The 24,049-nt window shown below is 42.0% G+C and carries 13 protein-coding genes, 6 tRNA genes, 3 rRNA genes and 3 pseudogenes; 8 read left to right on the top strand and 17 right to left on the bottom strand.

Annotated features, from left to right (window positions below; genetic code table 11):
- Positions 1-160: 160 nt before the first annotated feature.
- The 3 genes and pseudogenes from L0B53_RS09855 (at position 161) to L0B53_RS09845 (ending at position 3,868) form a co-directional block, all read left to right on the top strand.
- A pseudogene (locus L0B53_RS09855) lies at positions 161-1,308 on the top strand (sugar diacid recognition domain-containing protein).
- 123 nt (positions 1,309-1,431) lie between these two features.
- The gene (locus L0B53_RS09850) at positions 1,432-2,697 is read left to right on the top strand and encodes a GntP family permease (RefSeq protein ID WP_235061876.1); all 1,266 of its coding nucleotides are present in this window, start codon (positions 1,432-1,434) and stop codon (positions 2,695-2,697) included.
- 31 nt (positions 2,698-2,728) lie between these two features.
- Positions 2,729-3,868: a glycerate kinase gene (locus L0B53_RS09845; RefSeq protein ID WP_235061875.1), complete on the top strand. Its 1,140-nt coding sequence runs from the start codon at positions 2,729-2,731 to the stop codon at positions 3,866-3,868.
- A 286-nt stretch (positions 3,869-4,154) separates the two neighbouring features.
- On the opposite strand, the gene L0B53_RS09840 is transcribed toward L0B53_RS09845, so the two are convergent.
- A tRNA-Arg gene (locus L0B53_RS09840) sits at positions 4,155-4,231 on the bottom strand.
- Between the two features lie 165 nt (positions 4,232-4,396).
- Between L0B53_RS09840 and folD the strand changes: the two are divergent.
- A pseudogene (gene folD / locus L0B53_RS09835) lies at positions 4,397-5,255 on the top strand (bifunctional methylenetetrahydrofolate dehydrogenase/methenyltetrahydrofolate cyclohydrolase FolD).
- Positions 5,256-5,300: 45 nt separating this feature from the next.
- Here the strand turns inward: folD and L0B53_RS09830 are convergent.
- Positions 5,301-5,923, bottom strand: a pseudogene (locus L0B53_RS09830) (tRNA-uridine aminocarboxypropyltransferase).
- Between the two features lie 3 nt (positions 5,924-5,926).
- Between L0B53_RS09830 and rrtA the strand changes: the two are divergent.
- Positions 5,927-6,487 (top strand): rhombosortase, encoded by a 561-nt coding sequence (gene rrtA / locus L0B53_RS09825; protein ID WP_235061874.1) that lies wholly within the window; start codon positions 5,927-5,929, stop codon positions 6,485-6,487.
- Positions 6,488-6,656: 169 nt separating this feature from the next.
- On the opposite strand, the gene L0B53_RS09820 is transcribed toward rrtA, so the two are convergent.
- From L0B53_RS09820 to gmhB, 15 genes are all read right to left on the bottom strand, one after another.
- On the bottom strand, positions 6,657-7,286 hold the full coding sequence (locus L0B53_RS09820) for a DUF1440 domain-containing protein (protein ID WP_235061873.1): 630 nt from the start codon (positions 7,284-7,286) through the stop codon (positions 6,657-6,659).
- Between the two features lie 418 nt (positions 7,287-7,704).
- Positions 7,705-7,781: transfer RNA gene (locus L0B53_RS09815), tRNA-Trp, on the bottom strand.
- Positions 7,782-7,819: 38 nt separating this feature from the next.
- Positions 7,820-7,896: transfer RNA gene (locus L0B53_RS09810), tRNA-Asp, on the bottom strand.
- A gap of 44 nt (positions 7,897-7,940) precedes the next feature.
- A 5S ribosomal RNA gene (rrf, locus tag L0B53_RS09805) occupies positions 7,941-8,056 on the bottom strand.
- Between the two features lie 149 nt (positions 8,057-8,205).
- Positions 8,206-11,100: ribosomal RNA gene (locus L0B53_RS09800) — 23S ribosomal RNA — on the bottom strand.
- A gap of 333 nt (positions 11,101-11,433) precedes the next feature.
- A tRNA-Val gene (locus L0B53_RS09795) sits at positions 11,434-11,509 on the bottom strand.
- Between the two features lie 31 nt (positions 11,510-11,540).
- Positions 11,541-11,616, bottom strand: a tRNA-Lys gene (locus tag L0B53_RS09790).
- Positions 11,617-11,647: 31 nt separating this feature from the next.
- Positions 11,648-11,723 (bottom strand) — tRNA-Glu (locus tag L0B53_RS09785).
- 90 nt (positions 11,724-11,813) lie between these two features.
- Positions 11,814-13,359 (bottom strand): 16S ribosomal RNA (locus L0B53_RS09780).
- Together the 16S, 23S and 5S rRNA genes with 5 tRNA genes alongside form the textbook arrangement of a ribosomal RNA operon.
- Before the next feature lie 556 nt (positions 13,360-13,915).
- A complete protein-coding gene (locus L0B53_RS09775; RefSeq protein ID WP_235061872.1) occupies positions 13,916-14,974 on the bottom strand; it encodes an ABC transporter ATP-binding protein in 1,059 nt (352 codons plus the stop codon).
- A 9-nt stretch (positions 14,975-14,983) separates the two neighbouring features.
- The gene (locus tag L0B53_RS09770; protein WP_235061871.1) at positions 14,984-15,958 is read right to left on the bottom strand and encodes an ABC transporter ATP-binding protein; all 975 of its coding nucleotides are present in this window, start codon (positions 15,956-15,958) and stop codon (positions 14,984-14,986) included.
- Positions 15,959-15,983: 25 nt separating this feature from the next.
- Complete coding sequence (locus L0B53_RS09765; protein WP_409202834.1) at positions 15,984-17,849, bottom strand: extracellular solute-binding protein; 1,866 nt, start codon at positions 17,847-17,849, stop codon at positions 15,984-15,986.
- 160 nt (positions 17,850-18,009) lie between these two features.
- Positions 18,010-19,050 carry an ABC transporter permease gene (locus tag L0B53_RS09760; protein WP_235061869.1) on the bottom strand — a complete coding sequence of 347 codons (1,041 nt, stop codon included), beginning with the start codon at positions 19,048-19,050 and terminating at the stop codon, positions 18,010-18,012.
- 12 nt (positions 19,051-19,062) lie between these two features.
- Positions 19,063-20,091 carry an ABC transporter permease gene (locus L0B53_RS09755; protein WP_235061868.1) on the bottom strand — a complete coding sequence of 343 codons (1,029 nt, stop codon included), beginning with the start codon at positions 20,089-20,091 and terminating at the stop codon, positions 19,063-19,065.
- Between the two features lie 217 nt (positions 20,092-20,308).
- Complete coding sequence (gene gmhB / locus L0B53_RS09750; protein ID WP_235061867.1) at positions 20,309-20,857, bottom strand: D-glycero-beta-D-manno-heptose 1,7-bisphosphate 7-phosphatase; 549 nt, start codon at positions 20,855-20,857, stop codon at positions 20,309-20,311.
- 414 nt (positions 20,858-21,271) lie between these two features.
- On the opposite strand from gmhB, the gene metN reads away from it, so the two are divergent.
- The 3 genes from metN (at position 21,272) to L0B53_RS09735 (ending at position 23,919) form a co-directional block, all read left to right on the top strand.
- Positions 21,272-22,306, top strand: a complete 1,035-nt coding sequence (gene metN / locus L0B53_RS09745) for a methionine ABC transporter ATP-binding protein MetN (protein ID WP_235061866.1) — start codon at positions 21,272-21,274, stop codon at positions 22,304-22,306.
- Positions 22,296-22,982, top strand: a complete 687-nt coding sequence (locus L0B53_RS09740) for a methionine ABC transporter permease (protein WP_235061865.1) — start codon at positions 22,296-22,298, stop codon at positions 22,980-22,982. The genes metN and L0B53_RS09740 overlap by 11 nt, the downstream gene beginning before the upstream one ends.
- A gap of 124 nt (positions 22,983-23,106) precedes the next feature.
- Entirely contained in the window at positions 23,107-23,919 is an 813-nt protein-coding gene (locus tag L0B53_RS09735; RefSeq protein ID WP_235061864.1) for a MetQ/NlpA family lipoprotein, read from the top strand.
- The last annotated feature ends 130 nt before the right edge of the window (positions 23,920-24,049 follow it).

Genomic DNA, 24,049 nt, shown 5'->3' with positions numbered 1-24,049 from the left:
AAAGTTAAATTTTTATCGATTTGAATAAAAAAACGCATCCTCTACAGTAAAACAGGATTAATTAGCTGAAAATATAACCGTCATTTCAGCGTCTTTTCTTAAAATCGTATAAAATGAAATAAATCTTTTATTTATAGTTTTCTTTAAAAGCGAGCCAACAATGCAACTAACTTCGACTATTGCCAATCAAATTGTTGAACGTTCAATGAAGATCATTAAGCACTCAATTAATGTGATGAACGAAAATGGAATTATTATAGGGTCAGGAGAAGGTGCTCGTTTAGGTTATCGTCATGAAGGCGCCATTATTGCAATCAATGAGAACAGGGTTGTTGAAATTGATCAAGCGACAGCACAGCAACTGAGAGGAGTGAAGCCGGGAATCAACCTCCCTATTCTCTTGAAAGGTAAAATTATCGGTGTTGTCGGTATTTCAGGATCACTTTCTGAAGTCGAACAATATGGTGAATTAGTTAAAATGAGTGCAGAGCTCATTATTGAACAAGCCGCTCTTATCTCTGAATCTCAATGGAAAAAAAGACATGAAGAAGAGCTAATTCTACAATTAGTTAACCGTGAATTAAGCGAAGATAAGCTGACATCAATTGCAAATCGTTTAGATTTCAATATTGAACAGCCTCGTGTAGCTTGTGTCATTAAAATAATATCAGTAAAAGGACAAGCACTTTCACTGAACCACCTGCAACGATTAGTCGAACTGCTTGAGTATCCCAAGCGAAATAATTTAGTTGCCATTAGCTCAGTAATGAATAATGAAGTCATGGTATTAAAACCGGTCACACTCAAAAATGGTGAGTGGGAAAAAGAGCGAGAAATAAAAAAAACGACCCAACTGATCAATCAAATTGCAAAACAAGAAAAATTCACTATTAATATCGCTATGGGTGGCTACTTTCCTGGGCTCAAAGGGCTTGCCCTCTCCTATTTAACTGCCAAAGCGACCATGACAATGACATCAGAAAAAGATCGAGTGATGTTTTATGAAGATCACTCCCTTACTGTCCTACTTTCTGGCTTAAAAAAAGCTCATGGCGTTATCCTCAATTACTCATTCCTTTGGCAAAAATGGATGATACCAATGCAAATCGGGTCTTAATCAAAACATTGAAAGTTTTTTTCGATCAGAACTGTGACACAGCTCAAACTTGCAAAGTGCTACATATTCACCGTAACACTCTCCGTTATCGACTAGACAAAATAACCGAAAAAACCAACTTGGATATCAACAAGATACATGACAGAACTCACCTTTACATTGCAACATTAATGTCAGGTGAAAAAGAATAAAAATGTGCAACTTGCACAAAAGTAGAAACTATCCTCTCTTAACATTTGTTCATATGCCTAAAGACTGTTTCTTGATTCACGGATAAATTAGTTGTCAGTTTATTCATTATCGGAAATAAGAACATGGTTGAAGTATCCATTTTAGGCGCATTAGCTGCACTTGTTGTTGCCATCGTATTAATTTTGAAAAAAGTCCCACCTGCATACGGTATGATTATCGGTGCACTTATCGGTGGTATCGTTGGTGGTGTATCGTTAACAGATACCGTTCAACTAATGATTGGGGGTGCTCAAGGCATTGTCACTGCAGTACTTCGTATCTTAGCAGCAGGTGTTCTAGCTGGTGTCCTTATTGAATCAGGCGCAGCAACCTCTATCGCTGAAACGATTGTAAAGAAAGTTGGCGAAACACGTGCTCTATTAGCTCTAGCAGTAGCAACAATGATTCTAACTGCAGTTGGTGTCTTTGTTGATGTTGCTGTTATCACCGTTGCACCAATCGCATTAGCAATCGCTCGCCGTGCTGATCTATCAAAAATGGCAATCTTACTTGCGATGATTGGTGGTGGTAAAGCCGGTAACGTTATGTCACCAAACCCAAATGCAATTGCCGCTTCTGATGCATTCCATGTTCCTCTAACTTCTGTCATGGCTGCGGGTATCATTCCGGGTTTATGTGGTATGTTCTTCGCTTACTTTATTGCTAAAAAATTAGTCAATAAAGGAACTAAAGTAAAAGAGCATGAAGTTGTCGCTGTTGATACTAGCCGTCTGCCTGGTTTTGGTCCATCAATCGTTGCACCTTTAGTGGCTATCGGCCTACTCGCATTGCGTCCTCTAGCTGGTATCAATGTTGACCCACTTATTGCCTTACCTCTTGGTGGTCTGTTAGGTGCCGTTGCAATGAAGCGCTTTAAAGATGTTAACCACTTCGCAGTATCTGGTTTGTCTCGCATGGCTCCCGTTGCCGTTATGTTATTGGGTACAGGTACTCTTGCTGGCATCATTGCTAACTCGGCACTAAAAACCGGTCTTATCGACGTATTAACTGTCTCTGGTTTACCTTCATACTTATTAGCTCCTATCTCAGGTGCAATGATGTCTCTTGCAACCGCATCGACAACCGCAGGTACAGCCGTTGCTGCTAGCGTCTTTAGTCATACTATTTTAGAACTTGGTGTTCCAGCTCTAGCGGGTGCAGCAATGATTCATGCGGGTGCAACAGTACTTGACCACATGCCTCACGGTAGCTTCTTCCACTCAACGGGAGGTTCAGTTCACATGGATATCAAAGAGCGTCTAAAGCTTGTTCCTTATGAATCTGCCGTTGGTCTGGTTATCGCAACAATCTCGACACTAATCTTTGGTGTGTTTGGTTTCTTCGTTTAAGTCACTTGATTAAAGTTAAAGGTTTTTAGTTATGAAAATTATTATTGCTCCAGACTCATATAAAGAAAGTTTAACCGCAATGGAAGTTGCAACCGCGATCGAAGCTGGCTTTAAACAAGTTTTACCCGATGCTGAATATGTAAAACTACCAATGGCTGATGGTGGAGAAGGGACCGTTCAATCTCTTGTTGATGCAACTGATGGTCAAATTATTGAACAACAAGTAACAGCACCACTTGGCAATCAAGTCACAGGCTTTTATGGCTTAATGGGTGATGGCGAAACAGCCATTGTTGAAATGGCTGCCGCATCTGGTTTACATCTTGTTGAACCAGAAAAACGTAACCCATTATATACAACAACTTACGGCACAGGTGAGCTAATTAAAGCAGCACTTGATCGTGGTGTAAAACATATTATTGTCGGTATTGGTGGTAGTGCAACAAATGATGCTGGTATCGGTATGGCACAGTCATTAGGAATTAAATTCTTAGATGCTAACGGTAAGGAGCTGGGGTTCGGTGGTGGTACATTATCTGAACTTGCAACTATCAATACTGATGGTTTAGATCCTCGTTTAGCCAATGTGAAACTAGAAGTGGCTTGTGATGTTGATAACCCACTTTGCGGTGAAAAAGGAGCATCTCATGTGTTCGGCCCTCAGAAAGGTGCGACTCAAGATATGGTTCAAACACTCGATAATAATCTTGCTCATTTTGCAAACGTCATTAAGTTCCAGTTAGATAAAGATATTAAAGATGTTGCTGGTGCAGGTGCTGCAGGTGGTTTAGGTGCAGCTTTAATTGGCTTATTTAATGCTACGTTACGACCAGGCATCGAAATTGTCATGGATGCAGTTAATCTATCTGATGTTGTTGCAGATGCCAACTTAGTTATTACGGGAGAAGGTCGCATTGATAGCCAAACAATCCACGGCAAAACACCGATTGGGGTGGCTCGTACTGCTAAGAAATTTAACCTACCAGTCATCGGTATTGCTGGGTGCCTTACTGATGATAGTTTCGTTGTGCACGATCACGGTATTGATACCATATTTAGTGTTGTACCTCGTTCAGTTTCTTTAGAAGAAGCATTGAAAGAGGGGGCAATAAATGTTGAGAATACCTCTCGTAATATCGCAGCAATGTATAAATTAACTCATAATTTATAATTGAACAATTAGTGCTAGAGTCTCAGTAAACAACACTAGCAATTCAGTAAATAAAAAATTAACCGCAAATTCCTTAGTCCAATAGACTAATTCAGGGGTTTGCGGTTTTTTTCTATTCGCTCATTCAGTACTTGTGAGATGGCTTAATATACCGAAAACCCTGATTAAAAAAGGATAGGAAAAGTATCAGGATAAATATTAGGAAGGAAAAGAGTTCATAGGTTGTACTATCAGAAACAACAAACCCCTGACAACTCAAAGAGTAATCAGGGGTTTGTCACCAAAATGGCGCGCCCTACAGGATTCGAACCTGTGACCCACGGCTTAGAAGGCCGTTGCTCTATCCAACTGAGCTAAGGGCGCACTGTTTGGTACATGGCGATTATACGGAGCTGAACCTTTTCGTCAATAGATAACTTAAATCATTTTAACTACTTGCTTAATCTGTAATCGATATTAAACAACTACTGACAGCCTTGTTACTTTCTGCGACAATCACACCCTCCACGTCATTAAAATAGGAATTGTATGTCTGCTCATATTATTGATGGAAAGTTAATTTCAAAAACAGTTAGGGAGGAAGTAGCGGCACGAGTAAAAGCTCGCCTAGAAAGTGGCCATCGAGCGCCGGGACTTGCAGTTATCCTTGTCGGTGCAGATCCAGCATCTCAAATTTATGTAGGAAGTAAAAGAAGAGCCTGTGAAGAAGTTGGGTTTATCTCTAAATCTTACGATCTTCCGATCCAGACTAATGAGAGAGATCTTCTCGCTCTGATCGATGAATTAAATAACGATGACACTATTGATGGAATTTTAGTTCAACTACCGCTTCCAGCTGGGCTTGATTCTGTAAAAGTATTAGAGTCGATCTCCCCAGAAAAAAGATGTCGATGGCTTCCACCCTTATAATGTCGGTCGCCTCTGTCAACGTATTCCTAAATTGCGCTCATGTACACCCAAAGGCATCATCACATTACTTGAACGCTATAATATTGAAACTCGAGGTAAGCATGCTGTTGTGGTTGGAGCTTCAAATATTGTTGGACGACCAATGAGTTTAGAGTTTCTTCTTGTAGGTTGTACGACAACAATTTGTCATCGCTTTACCCAAGATCTAGAAATGCATGTTCGCCAAGCAGATATTCTTGTTGTTGCTGTTGGTAAGCCTAACTTTATTCCGGGTGAATGGATTAAACCTGGAGCCGTTGTATTAGATGTCGGGATTAACCGTGGTACAAATGGTAAATTAATTGGTGATGTTGAGTTTGATAAAGCCAAAGAACGCGCTGGCTATATTAGTCCTGTTCCCGGTGGTGTAGGCCCTATGACGGTGGCTACATTAATAGAAAATACCTTAATGGCATGTGAACAATTCCACTCTAAATAAAGAGTATTAGGCTCAATTAATGCCCATTATATAAAATCAGCAAGGTTATTTTTTTAAATAGTTTTGCTGATAAACTTTTTCTGGCATCGCTGAAATTTGAAAGTTAATCATCTTTTCAAATACGGATAATAGCGGCTGAAATTGAGCTTTATTCTTTGGTTCTAATTCAACTAAAGCTTGATACCCAGCCTCTACCGTTGAAAAGCTATCATCTCGCTTCGCTTTTCTAATTCGATATTCTGTCGTAACATGACTTGCAAAGGTCACTGTGGGTAGGTGATGTAAATTAGTCGATAATAGCCAAATCTTGTAAGCTTTTTTCCACGTTCCATCTAATAGTATTACCGCTTTTTTCTCTTATCTTCAAATTGAGAATAATAGTCAGAGATCGATAGTGCTTTATCATCAGGATAAAGAATAGAAATTTCATAATTAGGATTATTAAGTAATTGATTCAACGCTTGATGCTCAGAAAAATCCTCTCCAATAAATAGCTGACAATTAGTTAATGAAAGGCTCAATATTCTCGCTGTGCCAATTGCTCTTTTCACCTCGCTAGGATGCTGTAATATAATCAATTCAGTCGTTGGTTTAATTGACTCTATCCAAGGACAAATACAAGCAACTTCAGCTTTACCGCATTTTTGACATATTTTTCGGGTGGACATATTTTGCCTCTTATTATTACAACATTACTGATTGCTCTAACTTCAATTCTCGCTCAATATACTGCACTGTATAATGTACTCATTTGGCAACGAAGTGCTATTTATCAAGGTGAGTGGTGGAGGATCATAACAGGAAATATGGTTCATACCAACGGCTGGCATCTGATAATGAACCTTGCTGGTCTATTTTTATTAGTCATCCTTTTTCAACGCTACTTAACAGCAAAAAGGTTGCTTTTATTGTTACTTTACTTCTCTACTGTTATTGGATCTTTATTATTAATTACACAACTCAACTGGTATGTTGGTTTGTCTGGTATGCTTCACGGTCTCTTTTTCTGGGGAATTGGCTTAGATATCAAAAATAAGCTAAAAGGTGGTTGGCTATTTTTAATCGCAGGCATATTCAAAGTCGTTTGGGAACAAATTTATGGTGGTAGCAGTTACTCTTCAGAGTTAATCAATGCCCAAGTTGCGACACAAGCTCATTTTGCAGGAATGGCGGCGGCATTTTTCTTGTTATTATTTACTCGATTAAAAGAAAAAAGTCATAACCTTTTATAAGTATACCCAAAGTAATTGAAGTTGCTAGTAGGCGGCAAGTGAGTGACGCCCCATGAGTATAGGTATACTCTATGATTGGGGCGAATGAGCGACGCCAACAACCTTGCAACTTCAAGTAAGAAGGATATAGAGGCTATGACTCTTATAATAAGTACCTTCAGTTTAATGTTTATCTAAAAGGTGAATCTAACGGTACTTCAGGATCAGGTTCTTTTGTCCATCGATTACGAAGATCACGACGCATAATTTCTATCGACCAGAACCAAATTAAATGCCCTACAATCTCAGAAATCCATTCATACGTAGGCAAGTCAGATAATGGTGGTGTTAGCCCCATTAATGGGAAAGAAACCATATGAACAAAGAATTGAGCTAACGCACCAGCTAACAGACCTTGCCAAAGTTTAAATTTAGGGAATATTTCAACAACAATACAATAACCTAAACCAAATACAATGGAAAAAATAATATGTGTGACACCAACCCAGTTAAAGATATGCCCTGCAAAGGTATACACAGCTGCATTTGGATCTGCAAGATGTAACCAGTCACGCAAAAAAACATAAGGTGGATTTAAAAAATTACGAGAACAATCTATATGCTCTGCAGCACGAATTAACTTTTCAGGAATACATCCTTCAGCCCACATATCAACAGGGCTTCTAGGTGGTAGAGGATTTTCAGCACCCCATTTCACAAATGCCGAAACAATACCTGTAATAACCCCAATAATAGCAGCAATACCAAAACGACGTCGAGTCGGATCGGTTTGAACAAAAAACCACTTAAAAAACCCCATACAATCAACTCCTATTAATTAGACAACTTCTTTAGCCTAGTTGATTATTTTCATAATACTCACCTAATTGAATATTTTTATTAAAATAATATAAAGTATTTATCACCTTAATATTCTCCCAACACGCCTGATCTTCGGTATGGTGGGATCCGCTGCTCTGCCAATATCCCCTCACTTTATACATCTACCCATATTTTTATTTACACGTTTAAACGCAAAAAAGGCTTAATCCGAAGATTAAGCCTTTCTTTAAAATGATAGAGGTTGAGAGATTCAAACGCCTAACACGCCTGATCTTCGGTATGGTGGGATCCGCTGCTCTGCCAATATCCCTTCACTTTATACATCTACCCATATTTGTATTTACACGTTTAAACGCAAAAAAGGCTTAATCCGAAGATTAAGCCTTTTTCTAAAGTGGCAGGGGTGGAGAGATTCGAACTCCCAACACGCGGATTTGGAATCCGCTGCTCTGCCAATTGGAGCTACACCCCTAGCGTATAATTTTTAAGAGTTATACAACTCTAAATAAGTGGCGGAGCGGACGGGACTCGAACCCGCGACCCCCGGCGTGACAGGCCGGTATTCTAACCAACTGAACTACCGCTCCACTCAAGTTAATGTGTGTTCAAAGCACAAAAACTTAAATTTGAAGCCTGGCGATGACCTACTCTCACATGGGGAGACCCCACACTACCATCGGCGCGATTGTGTTTCACTTCTGAGTTCGGAATGGAATCAGGTGGGTCCACAATGCTATGGTCGCCAAGCAAATTTTGTTGTTAACCGCGAATATTCGCGTTTAACGAAATTTGGAAAGTCTGATAAATCGTAATAATATTCTCAATACTTCATTCAAGTATCTTTTGACTCGTCGAGTCGTATTCTTTTGAGTCCATCAAAACCCTTTGGGTGTTGTATGGTTAAGCCTCACGGGCAATTAGTACAGGTTAGCTCAACGTATCGCTACGCTTACACACCCTGCCTATCAACGTTCTAGTCTCGAACAACCCTTTAGGACACTTATAGTGCCAGGGAAGACTCATCTCAGGGCTCGCTTCCCGCTTAGATGCTTTCAGCGGTTATCGATTCCGAACTTAGCTACCGGGCAATGCCATTGGCATGACAACCCGAACACCAGTGGTTCGTCCACTCCGGTCCTCTCGTACTAGGAGCAGCCCCCTTCAATCTTCCAACGCCCACGGCAGATAGGGACCGAACTGTCTCACGACGTTCTAAACCCAGCTCGCGTACCACTTTAAATGGCGAACAGCCATACCCTTGGGACCGACTTCAGCCCCAGGATGTGATGAGCCGACATCGAGGTGCCAAACACCGCCGTCGATATGAACTCTTGGGCGGTATCAGCCTGTTATCCCCGGAGTACCTTTTATCCGTTGAGCGATGGCCCTTCCATTCAGAACCACCGGATCACTATGACCTGCTTTCGCACCTGCTCGAATTGTCATTCTCGCAGTCAAGCGGGCTTATGCCATTGCACTAACCTCACGATGTCCGACCGTGATTAGCCCACCTTCGTGCTCCTCCGTTACTCTTTGGGAGGAGACCGCCCCAGTCAAACTACCCACCAGGCACTGTCCGCAATCCCGATTAGGGACCAACGTTAGAACATCAAGCATACAAGGGTGGTATTTCAAGGTTGACTCCACCGCATCTGGCGACGCGGTTTCAAAGTCTCCCACCTATCCTACACATGTAGGGTCAATGTTCAGTGCCAAGCTGTAGTAAAGGTTCACGGGGTCTTTCCGTCTAGCCGCGGGTACACAGCATCTTCACTGCGATTTCAATTTCACTGAGTCTCGGGTGGAGACAGCGTGGCCATCATTACGCCATTCGTGCAGGTCGGAACTTACCCGACAAGGAATTTCGCTACCTTAGGACCGTTATAGTTACGGCCGCCGTTTACCGGGGCTTCGATCAAGAGCTTCTCCGAAGATAACCCCATCAATTAACCTTCCGGCACCGGGCAGGCGTCACACCGTATACGTCATCTTTCGATTTTGCACAGTGCTGTGTTTTTAATAAACAGTTGCAGCCACCTGGTATCTGCGACTGCCAGCAGCTTAGGGAGCAAGTCCCATCACCGCCGGCAGCGTACCTTCTCCCGAAGTTACGGTACCATTTTGCCTAGTTCCTTCACCCGAGTTCTCTCAAGCGCCTTGGTATTCTCTACCCGACCACCTGTGTCGGTTTGGGGTACGATTTCTTACGACCTGAAGCTTAGAGGCTTTTCCTGGAAGCATGGCATCAATGACTTCACTACCTTAGTAGCTCGACATCGTGTCTCAGCGTTAAAAAAGGTCCGGATTTACCTAAACCTTCCGCCTACGCACTTGAACCTGGATAACCATCACCAGGCCCACCTAGCCTTCTCCGTCCCCCCATCGCAGTCGTAAAAAGTACGGGAATATTAACCCGTTTCCCATCGATTACGCTTCTCAGCCTCATCTTAGGGGTCGACTCACCCTGCCCCGATTAACGTTGGACAGGAACCCTTGGTCTTCCGGCGAGGGGGCTTTTCACCCCCTTTATCGTTACTCATGTCAGCATTCGCACTTCTGATACGTCCAGCATACCTCTCGATACACCTTCAACCGCTTACAGAACGCTCCCCTACCCAATATAGCAAGCTATATTGCCGTAGCTTCGGTGTGTGATTTAGCCCCGTTACATCTTCCGCGCAGGCCGACTCGACCAGTGAGCTATTACGCTTTCTTTAAATGATGGCTGCTTCTAAGCCAACATCCTGGCTGTCTGAGCCTTCCCACATCGTTTCCCACTTAATCACAACTTTGGGACCTTAGCTGACGGTCTGGGTTGTTTCCCTCTCCACGACGGACGTTAGCACCCGCCGTGTGTCTCCCGGATATTACTTACTGGTATTCGGAGTTTGCAAAGGGTTGGTAAGTCGGGATGACCCCCTAGCCTTAACAGTGCTCTACCCCCAGTAGTATTCGTCCGAGGCGCTACCTAAATAGCTTTCGGGGAGAACCAGCTATCTCCGAGTTTGATTGGCCTTTCACCCCTAGCCACAAGTCATCCGCTAATTTTTCAACATTAGTCGGTTCGGTCCTCCAGTTGATGTTACTCAACCTTCAACCTGCCCATGGCTAGATCACTCGGTTTCGGGTCTATATCCAGAGACTGTGTCGCCCAGTTAAGACTCGGTTTCCCTACGGCTCCCCTAAACGGTTAACCTTGCCACTGAATATAAGTCGCTGACCCATTATACAAAAGGTACGCAGTCACCCCATAAAAGAGGCTCCCACTGCTTGTACGTATACGGTTTCAGGTTCTATTTCACTCCCCTCACAGGGGTTCTTTTCGCCTTTCCCTCACGGTACTGGTTCACTATCGGTCAGTCAGGAGTATTTAGCCTTGGAGGATGGTCCCCCCATGTTCAGACAGGATACCACGTGTCCCGTCCTACTCGATTTCACTTAATTAGACTCTTCGGCTACGGGGCTATCACCCTCTATCGCCACGCTTTCCAGCGTGTTCACCTAACTCTAACTATGCTTAAGGGCTAATCCGAGTTCGCTCGCCGCTACTGTCGGAATCTCAATTGATTTCTTTTCCTTCGGGTACTTAGATGTTTCAGTTCCCCGAGTTTGCCTCCTATAGCTATGAATTCACTATAGGATACCTAGCTTATGCTAAGTGGGTTTCCCCATTCGGACATGGTTGGTTAATAACGCTTCTTACCAGCTCACCAACCCTTTTCGCAGGTTAGCACGTCCTTCATCGCCTCTGACTGCCAAGGCATCCACCGTATACGCTTAGTCACTTAACCATACAACCCGAAAGGGTCTTTATGTATGTTCAAACAACCAAGGTTTTTGATTGTTGATAATCAACAGGGTAATGTTAATTATCGTTTGCCGGACTCAATATAGAATTAACATCAATGATGTTAATTTGAATACAAGACACTTGAATGTGTATTGTGTTGAGAACTCGTTTATTCTTTCGAATAAACAATTATTACTTTTCAACTTATTAATGATTAAAAAATCACTAATGAGTTTACTAGTCAGCTTTCCAAATTGTTAAAGAGCATGTCTTTTTCAAGACCGTGATAATAAATACCACTTTTTAAATATTCTAAATAAAAACACTTAGAAAGTGGTGGGCGATACTGGGCTCGAACCAGTGACCCCCTCCTTGTAAGGGAGGTGCTCTCCCAACTGAGCTAATCGCCCACGATAGTTTTAATTCCATCGTGAGATAGAATGGTGGGTCGTGCAGGATTCGAACCTGCGACCAATTGATTAAAAGTCAACTGCTCTACCAACTGAGCTAACGACCCTTCTTTATTCAGGCCAAAAGCCAGAAGAAAGTGGCGTCCCGTAGGGGAGTCGAACCCCTGTTACCGCCGTGAAAGGGCGGTGTCCTAGGCCTCTAGACGAACGGGACTAAGTGTTTTGATGTGTTGGGCACATCTTCTCTTTAATTTTTTAACTTAATTCAATCTGTGTGGGTACTCATCACGAAATATCAAATCGTTAAGGAGGTGATCCAGCCCCAGGTTCCCCTAGGGCTACCTTGTTACGACTTCACCCCAGTCATGAACCACACCGTGGTAAACGCCCTCCCCGAAAGGTTAAGCTATCTACTTCTGGTGCAGCCCACTCCCATGGTGTGACGGGCGGTGTGTACAAGGCCCGGGAACGTATTCACCGTGGCATTCTGATCCACGATTACTAGCGATTCCGACTTCATGGAGTCGAGTTGCAGACTCCAATCCGGACTACGACGCACTTTTTGGGATTCGCTCACTATCGCTAGCTTGCAGCCCTCTGTATGCGCCATTGTAGCACGTGTGTAGCCCTACTCGTAAGGGCCATGATGACTTGACGTCGTCCCCACCTTCCTCCGGTTTATCACCGGCAGTCTCCCTGGAGTTCCCACCATTATGTGCTGGCAAACAAGGATAAGGGTTGCGCTCGTTGCGGGACTTAACCCAACATTTCACAACACGAGCTGACGACAGCCATGCAGCACCTGTCTTACAGTTCCCGAAGGCACACCTGCGTCTCCGCTGGCTTCTGTAGATGTCAAGAGTAGGTAAGGTTCTTCGCGTTGCATCGAATTAAACCACATGCTCCACCGCTTGTGCGGGCCCCCGTCAATTCATTTGAGTTTTAATCTTGCGACCGTACTCCCCAGGCGGTCTACTTAACGCGTTAGCTCCGAAAGCCACGGCTCAAGGCCACAACCTTCAAGTAGACATCGTTTACGGCGTGGACTACCGGGGTATCTAATCCCGTTTGCTACCCACGCTTTCGCATCTGAGCGTCAGTCTTTGTCCAGGGGGCCGCCTTCGCCACTGGTATTCCTTCAGATCTCTACGCATTTCACCGCTACACCTGAAATTCTACCCCCCTCTACAAGACTCTAGCCTACCAGTTTCAAATGACCTTCCGGAGTTGAGCTCCGGGCTTTCACATCTGACTTAATAGGCCGCCTGCATGCGCTTTACGCCCAGTAATTCCGATTAACGCTCGCACCCTCCGTATTACCGCGGCTGCTGGCACGGAGTTAGCCGGTGCTTCTTCTGCAGCTAACGTCAAGTGGCAAGCGTATTAAGCTTACCACCTTCCTCACTGCTGAAAGTACTTTACAACCCTAAGGCCTTCTTCATACACGCGGCATGGCTGCATCAGGCTTTCGCCCATTGTGCAATATTCCCCACTGCTGCCTCCCGTAGGAGTCTGGACCGTGTCTCAGTTCCAGTGTGGCTGATCATCCTCTCAGACCAGCTAGGGATCGTCGCCTTGGTGAGCCATTACCTCACCAACTAGCTAATCCCACTTGGGCGTATCTTAATGCGCAAGGCCCGAAGGTCCCCTGCTTTGCTCCGTAGAGAATTATGCGGTATTAGCTATCGTTTCCAATAGTTATCCCCCTCATTAAGGCAACTTCCCAAGCATTACTCACCCGTCCGCCGCTCGTCAGCAGAGTAGCAAGCTACTCTCTGTTACCGCTCGACTTGCATGTGTTAGGCCTGCCGCCAGCGTTCAATCTGAGCCATGATCAAACTCTTCAATTAAAGTTTTGTTGTTTCTTTCGAAACGGCTCAACGAATACTGACTTCAAAACTAAATCCAACCTTATAAATAAAGTTAGACTGTAATCTTAAAGCTACTATCATTCCAACAGAATGATAGTGAATTGACTGTGCCAGTATAATTCATAATAAATTATGTCTTACACTGTATTGGTCACTCAGTTCATTGAGTAATCTTTTTGTTGATTCTCGATAACGAGTGCCCACACAGATTGAATAAGTTAAATTGTTAAAGAGCTTGCTAGCTTTGCCAGCGAGAAAAGGATTCTACTCACTTTTCATATTGAGTCAAGAACTTTTTAAAAGTTTCTTAATCAACGTGTTATCAGCGAGCTTCCCCGTGACAACGAGAGCGCATTATAGAGATCCATTTCACTTTGGCAACTACTTTTTTTAAATAAATTGTACTTTTTTATCGTTCGAACAAATAACCACCAAAAAGGTGAATATAGCAACAAAAAATATATGAATCATGTGGCGCTTCATACTAATTATAAGAGAATGAAGCCGATTCTAATGATTCAATCATCTAACCACTTTAAGTACAAAGAGAAGATAATGGATAATGACAAGCAACATTGTGTTGTTTATCTAACTTAGCTCTATTGTGGTCTGGCTCATCGTTTCTCTCTTTACTGCGTTGTTCTAAGCCTAATAATGTCGGTGATTCACTTCGACACTTATCTGTCGCATAACGGCAACGTGGATGAAAGTGACAACCTGTCGGTGGATTGAGTGGAGAAGGCACATCCCCTTGCAGAATAATTCTTTCTCGCCCACGATCTTTTGGATGCGTAATTGGAATAGCAGAAAGCAGTGCTTCAGTATAAGGGTGCTTGGGGTAATGAAAAATATCCTCTGTCGTTCCTGTCTCTACAATTCGTCCTAAATACATTACAGCAATACGATCAGACATATGTTTAACGACAGAGAGATCATGTGCAATAAAGATCATCGCTAATGATAATTCCTGTTGTAGAGTAAGCAGCAGATTGAGAATTTGCGATTGCACTGAAACATCTAATGCTGACACGGCTTCATCACACACCAATAATTTAGGTTTTAACGCTATCGCCCGCGCAATACCAATCCTCTGGCGCTGACCACCAGAAAACTCATGAGGATACTTCTCTTTTGCTGCCAGATTCAAACCTACTTTTATTAATAACTGCTCTATCCATTGCTGGCGCTCTTCAGTTGTACCGACATTATGAATGATAAAAGGCTCTTCTAAAATCTGATAAACCGTTTGTCGACTGTTTAATGACTCTAGCGGATCTTGAAAGACAATTTGTACTTTCTGTCTTAGATCCCTCATCTCTTTATTATTCAGTTTGGTTAGATCTCGCCCTTCAAAACAGATTTCACCTTTTGTGGCTGCATGAAGATTTAATATCGTTTTTCCTAACGTTGATTTACCGCAGCCCGACTCACCAACAATACCGAGAGTTTCACCTACATTGACATGAAGTGAAACATCATCAACAGCATGAACCACTCTCTTCGGTTGCAAAAATCCCCCGCCACTCACAAACTGCTTTTCTAAACCATCAACAACCAATAGAGGTGACGATGATTTTATTTCTGTTTCACTCATAATCACCTCTTAATGAATATGCCAACATGCCACTTGATGTTGCGCTGCATATGATTCGGTTATCGGCTGCTGCTTACATTGTTCAGAGACTTTTTGACAACGATTAGAGAAACGGCACCCTTTTGGCATTTGGTCTAAACTTGGGACAGTCCCTTGAATGGTATTAAGCTGGCTCTTCTCAATAGTCGTCAATTTAGGGATTGAAGCGTGTAACCCCTGGGTATAAGGATGTAGCGGCGAATCAAACAGAGTGACAACATCCGCTTTTTCAACGACTTTCCCCGCATACATCACCACTACGTCATCACACATCTCAGCTATCACACCAAGATCATGGGTAATAAAAATAATCGCCATCCCAGTCTCTTGCTGCAATTGGCGCATTAACTCTAAAATTTGAGCTTGAATCGTCACATCCAGAGCTGTAGTCGGCTCATCGGCAATCAATATATCGGGTTTACAAGCGAGGGCGATCGCAATCATCACCCTTTGTCTCATACCACCAGAAAGTTGATGCGGATACTCAGACAAACGTGCTTGAGGAGAAGGAATACCAACTTTCGTTAATATCTCCACCGCCTGTTGTTCACGAGCTTGCTTGGATAACTTAGGTTGATGAAGTTGGTACACCTCAAAGAGCTGTTGTCGAATCGTTTGAACCGGATTCAATGCGGTCATCGGATCTTGAAATATCATCGCAATTCGATTTCCCCGCAACTGATATAGATCCTTGAGCGACAATTTCAACATATCTTGCTGATGAAATAGGATCTCCCCCGATTCAACTCTCCCCGCAGGTTGAGGCAGTAGACGCATGATCGACATCGCCGTGACACTTTTGCCACAACCTGACTCACCTACAATTCCTAATGTTTTTCCTGCTTTTAAAGAGAAACTCACGCCATCTAAGACATTCACCACCCCATTGTCAGTGGCAAATGAAGTCGTCACCTCTTTTATTTCCAATAAAGGTAAGTCAGTCATACTCGACTCCTTTCGTTTTATCACCTTACAGAGCCTCTTGGTTCAAATAAGTCTTATCAATAATCAAAGAAGCCGGAAAGCTTTTACCTTCATCCATTGCTTTTAACGTGGCGCGTTTTTCATCTTCATCAAACCAAAAGGTTGATGGCGTCCCACTAAAACCACCCTCATAGAAAAGGGTCGTTGATAATTTCGTTGCTGGCTCTTCAGGCAGCTTGACCCAACGCCAGTAAGCGGCACGCGAATACGGCACGCCATAACCCGGTACAATAACGGCCGCATCTGTCACTAACTGTTGAATTTGCTGTGAGAGGTTTTGTTTAGTATCAATATCAAACTCATTACGATACTGCTCAATTAATTTATCCATTTCTGGCGAGCTGTAATTAGTGAAATTATTTGATTGAGGTTTATTGGCATTAGCCGAGTGGAAATATTGCCAATAAGCTGGAATTAAACCTCCATTCATACCAAGCAAAGCTAATTGATGCTTCTTCTCTAAAATATACTTAAAGCCTGTTGAACCTTCCACTAGCTTCAACTGCAGATCTAATCCAGCCAGTTTTGCTTGTTCTCGTAGTACCACCACTCGTGGAGTATGAATTTTAGCTAGATAAGTTAATTCAAACGCTAAACGTTGACCTTTTTCATTGATTCTTATGCCATCAGAGTCAATTTTATTAAATCCCGCTTTAACAAAATACTCCGCCGCTAATTTTGGATCAAATTTCGGTGGGTGATTATTCGGATTATCATATTTTCCATGTCCAGACCCTAAACCATGAGGTTTTTGAACATAATCCCCTCGTAGCACGGTTTTTATCATCGTCTGAATATCGATGGCATGCATCACTCCTTGACGAAGATCAATATTATTTAATAATGGTTGCGCGGTATTCATCCATACGCCACCAGCACCATCGGGCGCTTGATTATAGAGCCACGCTTTATTGATATACCCTTTGTCGTAGCGTTCACCTTTGGCTTTTTCATGCCAAATCGAAGGGAATAACATACTAAAGGTGTCAAATTGACCTTTTTCAAAATACTTTAATGCTATATCTCGATCTCGAACGATTTTGATATTAATTCGTTCAAAGTTATAACGGTGTTGAAAATAGCGGTTTTCATATCCCCACCAATTTTGTCCCACATGCTTTAACTCGATACTTTTGCCTTTTTTGATTTTGCTCACATAATAAGGGCCAGTAACCGGTTCAGCTTTAAAGTTGTAATAACGAACATATTTATCTTCAATGCCATCCTTGTTTTTATCATTTTTCGGATTCGCATAGAAATGGGCTGGACGAGGAGTCATATTGACAAACATCATTAATTCATCGCGATTACGAGGTTTCGAAGAGACCACGGCCAAGGTATGCGGATCAAATTGAATAATCTCTTCCAGTTCTGAGCGATAAAAATCATTATACCAAGGAGCAACAATATCTTTAGAGCGCATAAATTTGAGCATAAATTGAAAGTCGGCAGCAGTAACAGGTTTGCCATCACTCCACTTTGCATTAGGATTTAACTTAAAATAAACCGTTTTATGATCATCACCATATGCCCAGCTACTGGCTAGTGCAGGTAACCACTTACCATTATTTGGATGCATATCAACAAGGGCTAAATTCCCTCCGGTTAACCAAGCTCGAAACGATCCATTAGAATCCGGTCCAACTGTTCGAAATGTTTGCGGAAAGCTGGTATCAAAAGTACGATAAACACCTCCAAATTTGGCTTTATCAGAAGAGAATAACGGCTCATTCAAATTACTGATCCATGTTAGATGACTTGGAAGTGTATTATTAGTTGGAACCGTTGTTTTGGATCCCTCTGTTGTCCCTTCCGCAGCCGAAACTTGAGAGCTCAGGAACAGTAACGTCAATATTGCACCGCCTATGGCTGAAGGCGAAAATTTTATTAAAGACAAAAATGGTATTAAAGGCCAAAGTCGTTTATTCATTCTACTCTCCTTGCTGTTTTACTTATCAAGACCGATTGTTGAATATATTTCACTGTTTTATCGATTGAGTATTGATAATAGATTATTGATAGCGGGTATACCTTTTGGGATCGAAAGCTTCACGCAGCGCTTCACCAATAAATGTCACCATCATTAATACTAAAATGATTGCCGCAACCACCGAGCTAACAATCCACGGTGAATCTAAATTGGATTTGCCTTGTTGCAACAGCTCTCCCCAACTGGGTGTCGGTGGCATCAAACCTAACCCTAAGTAATCTAATGCCGTTAATGCCGAGATATTTGCCACTAAGGTAAATGGCGCTAAGGTCAAAATCATGACTGCCGTATTAGGTAAAATATGTTTAAAAATAATCCGAAAACTCGATGCACCGATTGCTTTCGCTGCCATCACATATTCTCGTGCTTTCTCTTTGTAGGTCATGGTTCGCATATACCATGTCATTCCCATCCAACCAAACAGCACATTAATCAGTACGAATAACATAAACGTCGGCTGCATAATCGAGACTAAAATCATAATCACATAGAGAAATGGCACCATCGACCACACTTCGATAAAACGCTGAAAAAAGAGATCAAACTTACCACCAAAAAATCCCATGGCAGAGCCAATTGTCACCCCAATTAAATAGGAGATCGCCATGGTTAACACTGCAAATGCAATCGCAATACGGAAGCCATAAATCAAACGGGCTAAAATATCTCGCCCAATGGTGTCTGTCCCTAGGTAATGTTTGGCTTTTGCATCGGGAGCTGTCGGAGGAAAGTCACCATTAAAATCTTGTTGATAAGGATTCCATGGCACTAACGGCATCAAGACAAATCCGTCATTTGATTCTTGATTTAACTTTTTTGCTAACTCTCGATAATTCACTTCAGATTGATAGTCATAACCAAAATCTGTTCCGAGATAGACATCACTATAAGTGGGAAAAAACCACTGTTGATTGTATTTCACCACCAGCGCACGGCTATTGACAAACAGTTCAGCAAACAGTGAAAGGACAATTAATAGCGATAATAAAATAAAAGACCAATAGCCACGGCGAATGCTCTTAAAGCGGTTAATTTTCTTGAGGGTTAATGGATTCAGTTTCATGTTTTATCCCTATTATGAAAACTTAACGCGCGGATCAACCAAGGCGACACAGATATCTGACAAAATATTTCCTATCATTAACATCACCGCATTGATGGCTAAAATCCCCATCACCACCGGGTAATCACGTTCCATAATCGATTCATACGCCAATAAGCCAATACCATCGATATCAAAAATAACTTCGATTAAGAAAGAGCCGCTCATAAAGAACATTAAAGAATTACCAAAATGGCTAGCGATAGGAATTAAACTATTACGCAATGCGTGACGACGAACCGCTAAAGAAAAAGGCAAACCTTTAGCTAGCGCAGTTCGAACATAATCTGCGGCGAGGTTTTCCATTAAATTATTTTTCATCGTCATGGTTAAGAGGGCAAAATCCCCCAACAGATAACAGATCAGCGGCAAGATACTGTGCCAAAGTAGATTTTTAACTTGCTCAAATGTCGAGAGGTAATCAAAATCATCCCCAACAAACCCACCCATCGGAAACCACTCTAATTGATAAGAGAAGTAACTAATTAATAGAACGCCGACGACATAACCGGGCAGTGCAAAACCGATAAAAATAAAGATCGACGAGATCGCATCAAATGAGCCACTGTGTCGCAACGCTTTAAAGTAACCAAGAGGAATTGAGATCAAATAACTGATAAAGAAAGTCGTAAAACCATAGAAAAGCGAGATCGGCAGTCGTTCTGCGATCATATCAATAACGGGTTCGTAATATCGTGTCGATTCACCAAAATCAAACTTAACCAATTTACTAATCCAATCGATATAGGCAGGGATAATGGGTTTATCTAGACCATAAAATGCATTAAGTTCGGCAAGTTGATCTTCAGAAAGGGCACTTTGGCTATTTGATGGGCTGCTAAAAGAACTCGATTGGCTGTCTGCACTTTGCATTTGAGCGGCGAGTAACATTCGCTCCACCGGACCACCGGGCACAAAACGTGTCATCGCAAAAACCAGCAATGTAATCCCAATAAATGTTGGAATCACCAACAACAGTCGGCGAACTAGATAAGCTTGCATCTCTGATTAGGCTCCTTCCTGAATGCAAAGTATCAACAAAAATTGCTGATATAAAATAAATAGCATGAGAAAAATCAATTACATCTATTCATTCTAGTGGTCTATTGTTGATCTTTTTTGCTTTTCCTCTTTTATCGCATAAAAAAGCCACAATATCGATAACAATCATATGATTGAGTCAACATCATGGCTAATCTTTATCAGAGATAAACGTCGATTATTTTAATTGCCCAGCAACATCAACAATACTGTCAACCACTGCAGTAGCTAGCGCTTCACCCTCTTCTGTTACCGCTTTTCCTGTACGAACTAGGATTCGAGTACCGACATTTGCCGCCTGAGCTGCGCGCATATCATCGGCTTTATCACCAATCATGACCGATTTGTCCATATCGATATCTAAAAATGATTGTGCCGATAGCAGCATACCTGGGTTTGGTTTACGACAATCACAGGTTTGGCTATATTGTGCAACTGAACCGTCAGGGTGATGTGGACAGTAATAGATACCATCAAAATCCACGCCTTTGTCAGCGAAATTCCAATCCATCCATTCCGTTAATGTCATAAACTGATCTTCGGTGAACATACCTCGTGCAATCCCCGACTGGTTAGTCACTAAAACTAAGAGATAACCCATCTCTTTTAGCTTTTTACACGCTTCAAAGACACCATCAATATACTCAAATTGATCCACAGTATGCACATAGCCATGGTCAACATTAATGACGCCATCACGATCGATAAAAATTGCAGGATTAGACACAGTTTAGCCTTAAGATAATTAATTCTATTATCTTATGAGTATATCAACTCTTAACGGCTAATTCTCTTTTCATTTAAAATCGCGATTTCAACTGCTCCGATCTATCCCCGTTTAGACGTCTAGACGTAAAAAATAGTTGACTTAGACGTCTAGACTCCTTAACATCCAGAACATAAACACAATCTATTTACGGAAACGTCGAGCCGTTATCATTAATGCAACAATCATTAGTGTTATAAACAGCGACAATATATACCTAAAATAATTGGAGTTGCTAGTAGGCGGCAAGTGAGTGAGGCCCCATGAGTATAGGGGGACTATATGATTGGGGCGAACGAGTGCAGCCAACAACCTAGCGACTTCAAGTATGAAGGGTATAATAGATAACAATAATAATAAGAATTAGGGTAAGCGATGATCTCGATTGGAGCTGTAAATAAAATTTTTGATCAAGGGGAGCAACAAATCCATGCTCTTCGTGATATTAATCTCACGATTGCTGAAGGCACGATTTTTGGTGTTATCGGCTCTTCGGGTGCAGGTAAAAGTACATTAATCCGTTGTGTTAATTTACTAGAACGCCCGACAAGTGGTGATGTCATCGTTGATGGTACTAACTTAATGAGACTCTCTTCTCAAGAGTTAACCCTTGCTCGTCGCAAAATCGGGATGATATTCCAACATTTTAATCTTCTCTCTTCTCGTACCGTTTTTGACAATATCGCATTACCATTAGAGCTGGCAAATATGCCAAAAGAGACCATTGAAAAGCGTGTAACTTCTCTGCTTGAATTAGTTGGTCTCTCAGATAAGCGTGATGTTTATCCAGCAAATTTAAGTGGTGGACAAAAACAGCGTGTTGCCATCGCTCGTGCATTGGCGTGTGAACCGAAAGTTCTGCTTTGTGATGAAGCCACCAGCGCACTTGATCCCGCAACCACTCAATCCATTTTGAGACTGCTAAAGAAAATTAACCAAGAACTGAACATTACTATCTTGATCATCACCCATGAGATGGAAGTGATTAAACGTATCTGTCATGAAGTTGCTATTATTGGTGGCGGTGAGTTGGTCGAAAAAGGGGCGGTGAGTGAAATCTTTGCTCACCCTAAAACGGCACTAGCAAAAGAGTTTATTCGCTCTACCTTGGATCTTTCTGTTCCAGATGATTATCTTAACCGTCTTTCTGGAGAGTATATTCCTCAAAGCTACCCATTAGTGAGATTAGAGTTTACTGGTGCGTCAGTGGATGCGCCATTAATAAGCCAAGTTGCACGAGAGTTTAATATCGACATTAGTATTTTAAGTTCAAATATGGATTACGCTGGCGGCACCAAGTTCGGCATTATGTTAGCGGAGTTTTTTGGTACTCAGCAGTCATTTGAACAAGCGATCGATTTCTTACGTCAACATAAAGTACAAGTGGAGGTACTCGGCTATGTCTCTTAATTTAATCACTGAATGGTGGATGAATAATGAACGCCTTGTTGCGCTACTTATCGATGCATTAATCGATACATTAGTGATGGTTTTCTCATCAGGTATTATCGGTTTTCTATTTGGTATTCCAATTGGCGTGATTCTACACACCACGAAAAAACGTGGCTTACTTGAAAATAAAACATTAAATAAAATGCTTGGTGCGGTCGTTAATACCGGTCGCTCGATTCCATTTATTATTTTAATGGTGGCGATTATTCCATTTACTCGTTTAATTGTTGGCAGTTCAATTGGTACAGCAGCCGCCATTGTTCCTCTCACTATTGGTGCGATTCCTTTTATTGCTCGCTTAGTCGAAGGCGCACTATTAGAAGTGCCAAATGGTTTAGTTGAAGCCGCTCAAGCAATGGGTGCTAAACCGAAACAGATAATTACTAAAGTCTTACTACCAGAAGCTCTACCGGGCATTTTAAACGGCGTCACCATTACCCTTGTGACGTTAGTGAGTTATTCAGCAATGGCGGGAGCTGTTGGTGGTGGTGGTTTAGGGGATGTTGGTATCCGCTATGGTTATCAGCGCTTTGATGGCACCGTGATGGCAATTACCATTGTGATGCTGGTTATCCTTGTACAAATTATTCAATCCGTGGGTGATCACTTCGTTAAGAAATACGATTACAGATAAAAAATAAGCATCAATAAATATGATCAGTGGCTAATATCCCACTGAAACAGTTGAAAATTAAACGTAATAACAAACAGATTTAATAGATTTGACACCTAGTCAGTCAACATTATGGAGAAATACGATGAAATTAGGCTTAAAGAAACTTATTAGCATTGCCGCATTAGCAACAACGGTTCTACTTGCAGGTTGTGGCGAGAAAGAAGCAGAGAAAAACTCAGTGTTAAAATTGGGTGTAATTGCAGGCGCTGAAGCACAGGTGGCAGAAGTGGCGGTTAAAGTTGCAAAAGAGCAATATAACTTAGATGTAGAGTTAATCACATTTACAGATTATATCTCACCGAATGCCGCGCTAGACGAAGGTTCTATCGATATTAATGCCTTCCAACACAAACCATACCTTGATCAGCAGATCAAAGATCGTGGTTATAAATTTGCTATTGCTGGAAATACCTTTGTTTACCCAATCGCAGCTTACTCAAGTAAGATTAAATCTCTTGATGAACTACAAGCAGGCGCACAAATTGCGGTTCCTAATGATCCAACTAATCTTGGCCGTTCACTGGTACTTCTTGAAGCTCAAGGCTTAATTGGTCTTAAAGAGGGTGCGGGTATCCAAGCAACGGTACTGGATATTGTTAAAAATCCAAATGATTACCAAATTGTAGAATTAGAAGCGCCACAGCTTCCTCGCTCATTGGATGATGTAGAACTAGCAATTATCAACACCACTTACGCAAGCAGCATCAACTTAACGCCAGAGCGTGATGGTATCTTCGTTGAGAGCAAAGAGTCTCCTTACGTTAACTTAATTGTTGCTCGTGAAGATAACGTCAATGCTGAGAATGTTCAGACGTTCATCAAAGCGTACCAAACGGATGAAGTTGCTGAAGCAGCGAAAAAGATCTTTGATGGTGGCGCAGTAAAAGGCTGGTAATAATTTACCGTGACTAAACAGTAATAACGCCCAGAATAGATAATCAATAACGGCCTCGCGATCTTATCGTGAGGCCATTTTTTCACTTAACGTTTTCTTTTACTTATCATTTCCTTTTATTTACTGTTTT

This window comes from Vibrio sp. SS-MA-C1-2 (assembly GCF_021513135.1).
Classification (GTDB): Bacteria; Pseudomonadota; Gammaproteobacteria; order Enterobacterales; family Vibrionaceae.
The sequence above is the reverse complement of the archived record's forward strand: the minus strand, read 5'-3'. Positions and strand labels throughout refer to the sequence as shown.

Coding starts and splice junctions, on each gene's coding strand:
- L0B53_RS09850 (WP_235061876.1), top strand. CDS start 1,432: ATGGTTGAAGTATCCATTTTAGGCGCATTAGCTGCACTTGTTGTTGCC.
- L0B53_RS09845 (WP_235061875.1), top strand. CDS start 2,729: ATGAAAATTATTATTGCTCCAGACTCATATAAAGAAAGTTTAACCGCA.
- L0B53_RS09820 (WP_235061873.1), bottom strand. CDS start 7,286: ATGGGGTTTTTTAAGTGGTTTTTTGTTCAAACCGATCCGACTCGACGT.
- L0B53_RS09775 (WP_235061872.1), bottom strand. CDS start 14,974: ATGAGTGAAACAGAAATAAAATCATCGTCACCTCTATTGGTTGTTGAT.
- L0B53_RS09770 (WP_235061871.1), bottom strand. CDS start 15,958: ATGACTGACTTACCTTTATTGGAAATAAAAGAGGTGACGACTTCATTT.
- L0B53_RS09760 (WP_235061869.1), bottom strand. CDS start 19,050: ATGAAACTGAATCCATTAACCCTCAAGAAAATTAACCGCTTTAAGAGC.
- L0B53_RS09755 (WP_235061868.1), bottom strand. CDS start 20,091: ATGCAAGCTTATCTAGTTCGCCGACTGTTGTTGGTGATTCCAACATTT.
- metN (WP_235061866.1), top strand. CDS start 21,272: ATGATCTCGATTGGAGCTGTAAATAAAATTTTTGATCAAGGGGAGCAA.
- L0B53_RS09740 (WP_235061865.1), top strand. CDS start 22,296: ATGTCTCTTAATTTAATCACTGAATGGTGGATGAATAATGAACGCCTT.
- L0B53_RS09735 (WP_235061864.1), top strand. CDS start 23,107: ATGAAATTAGGCTTAAAGAAACTTATTAGCATTGCCGCATTAGCAACA.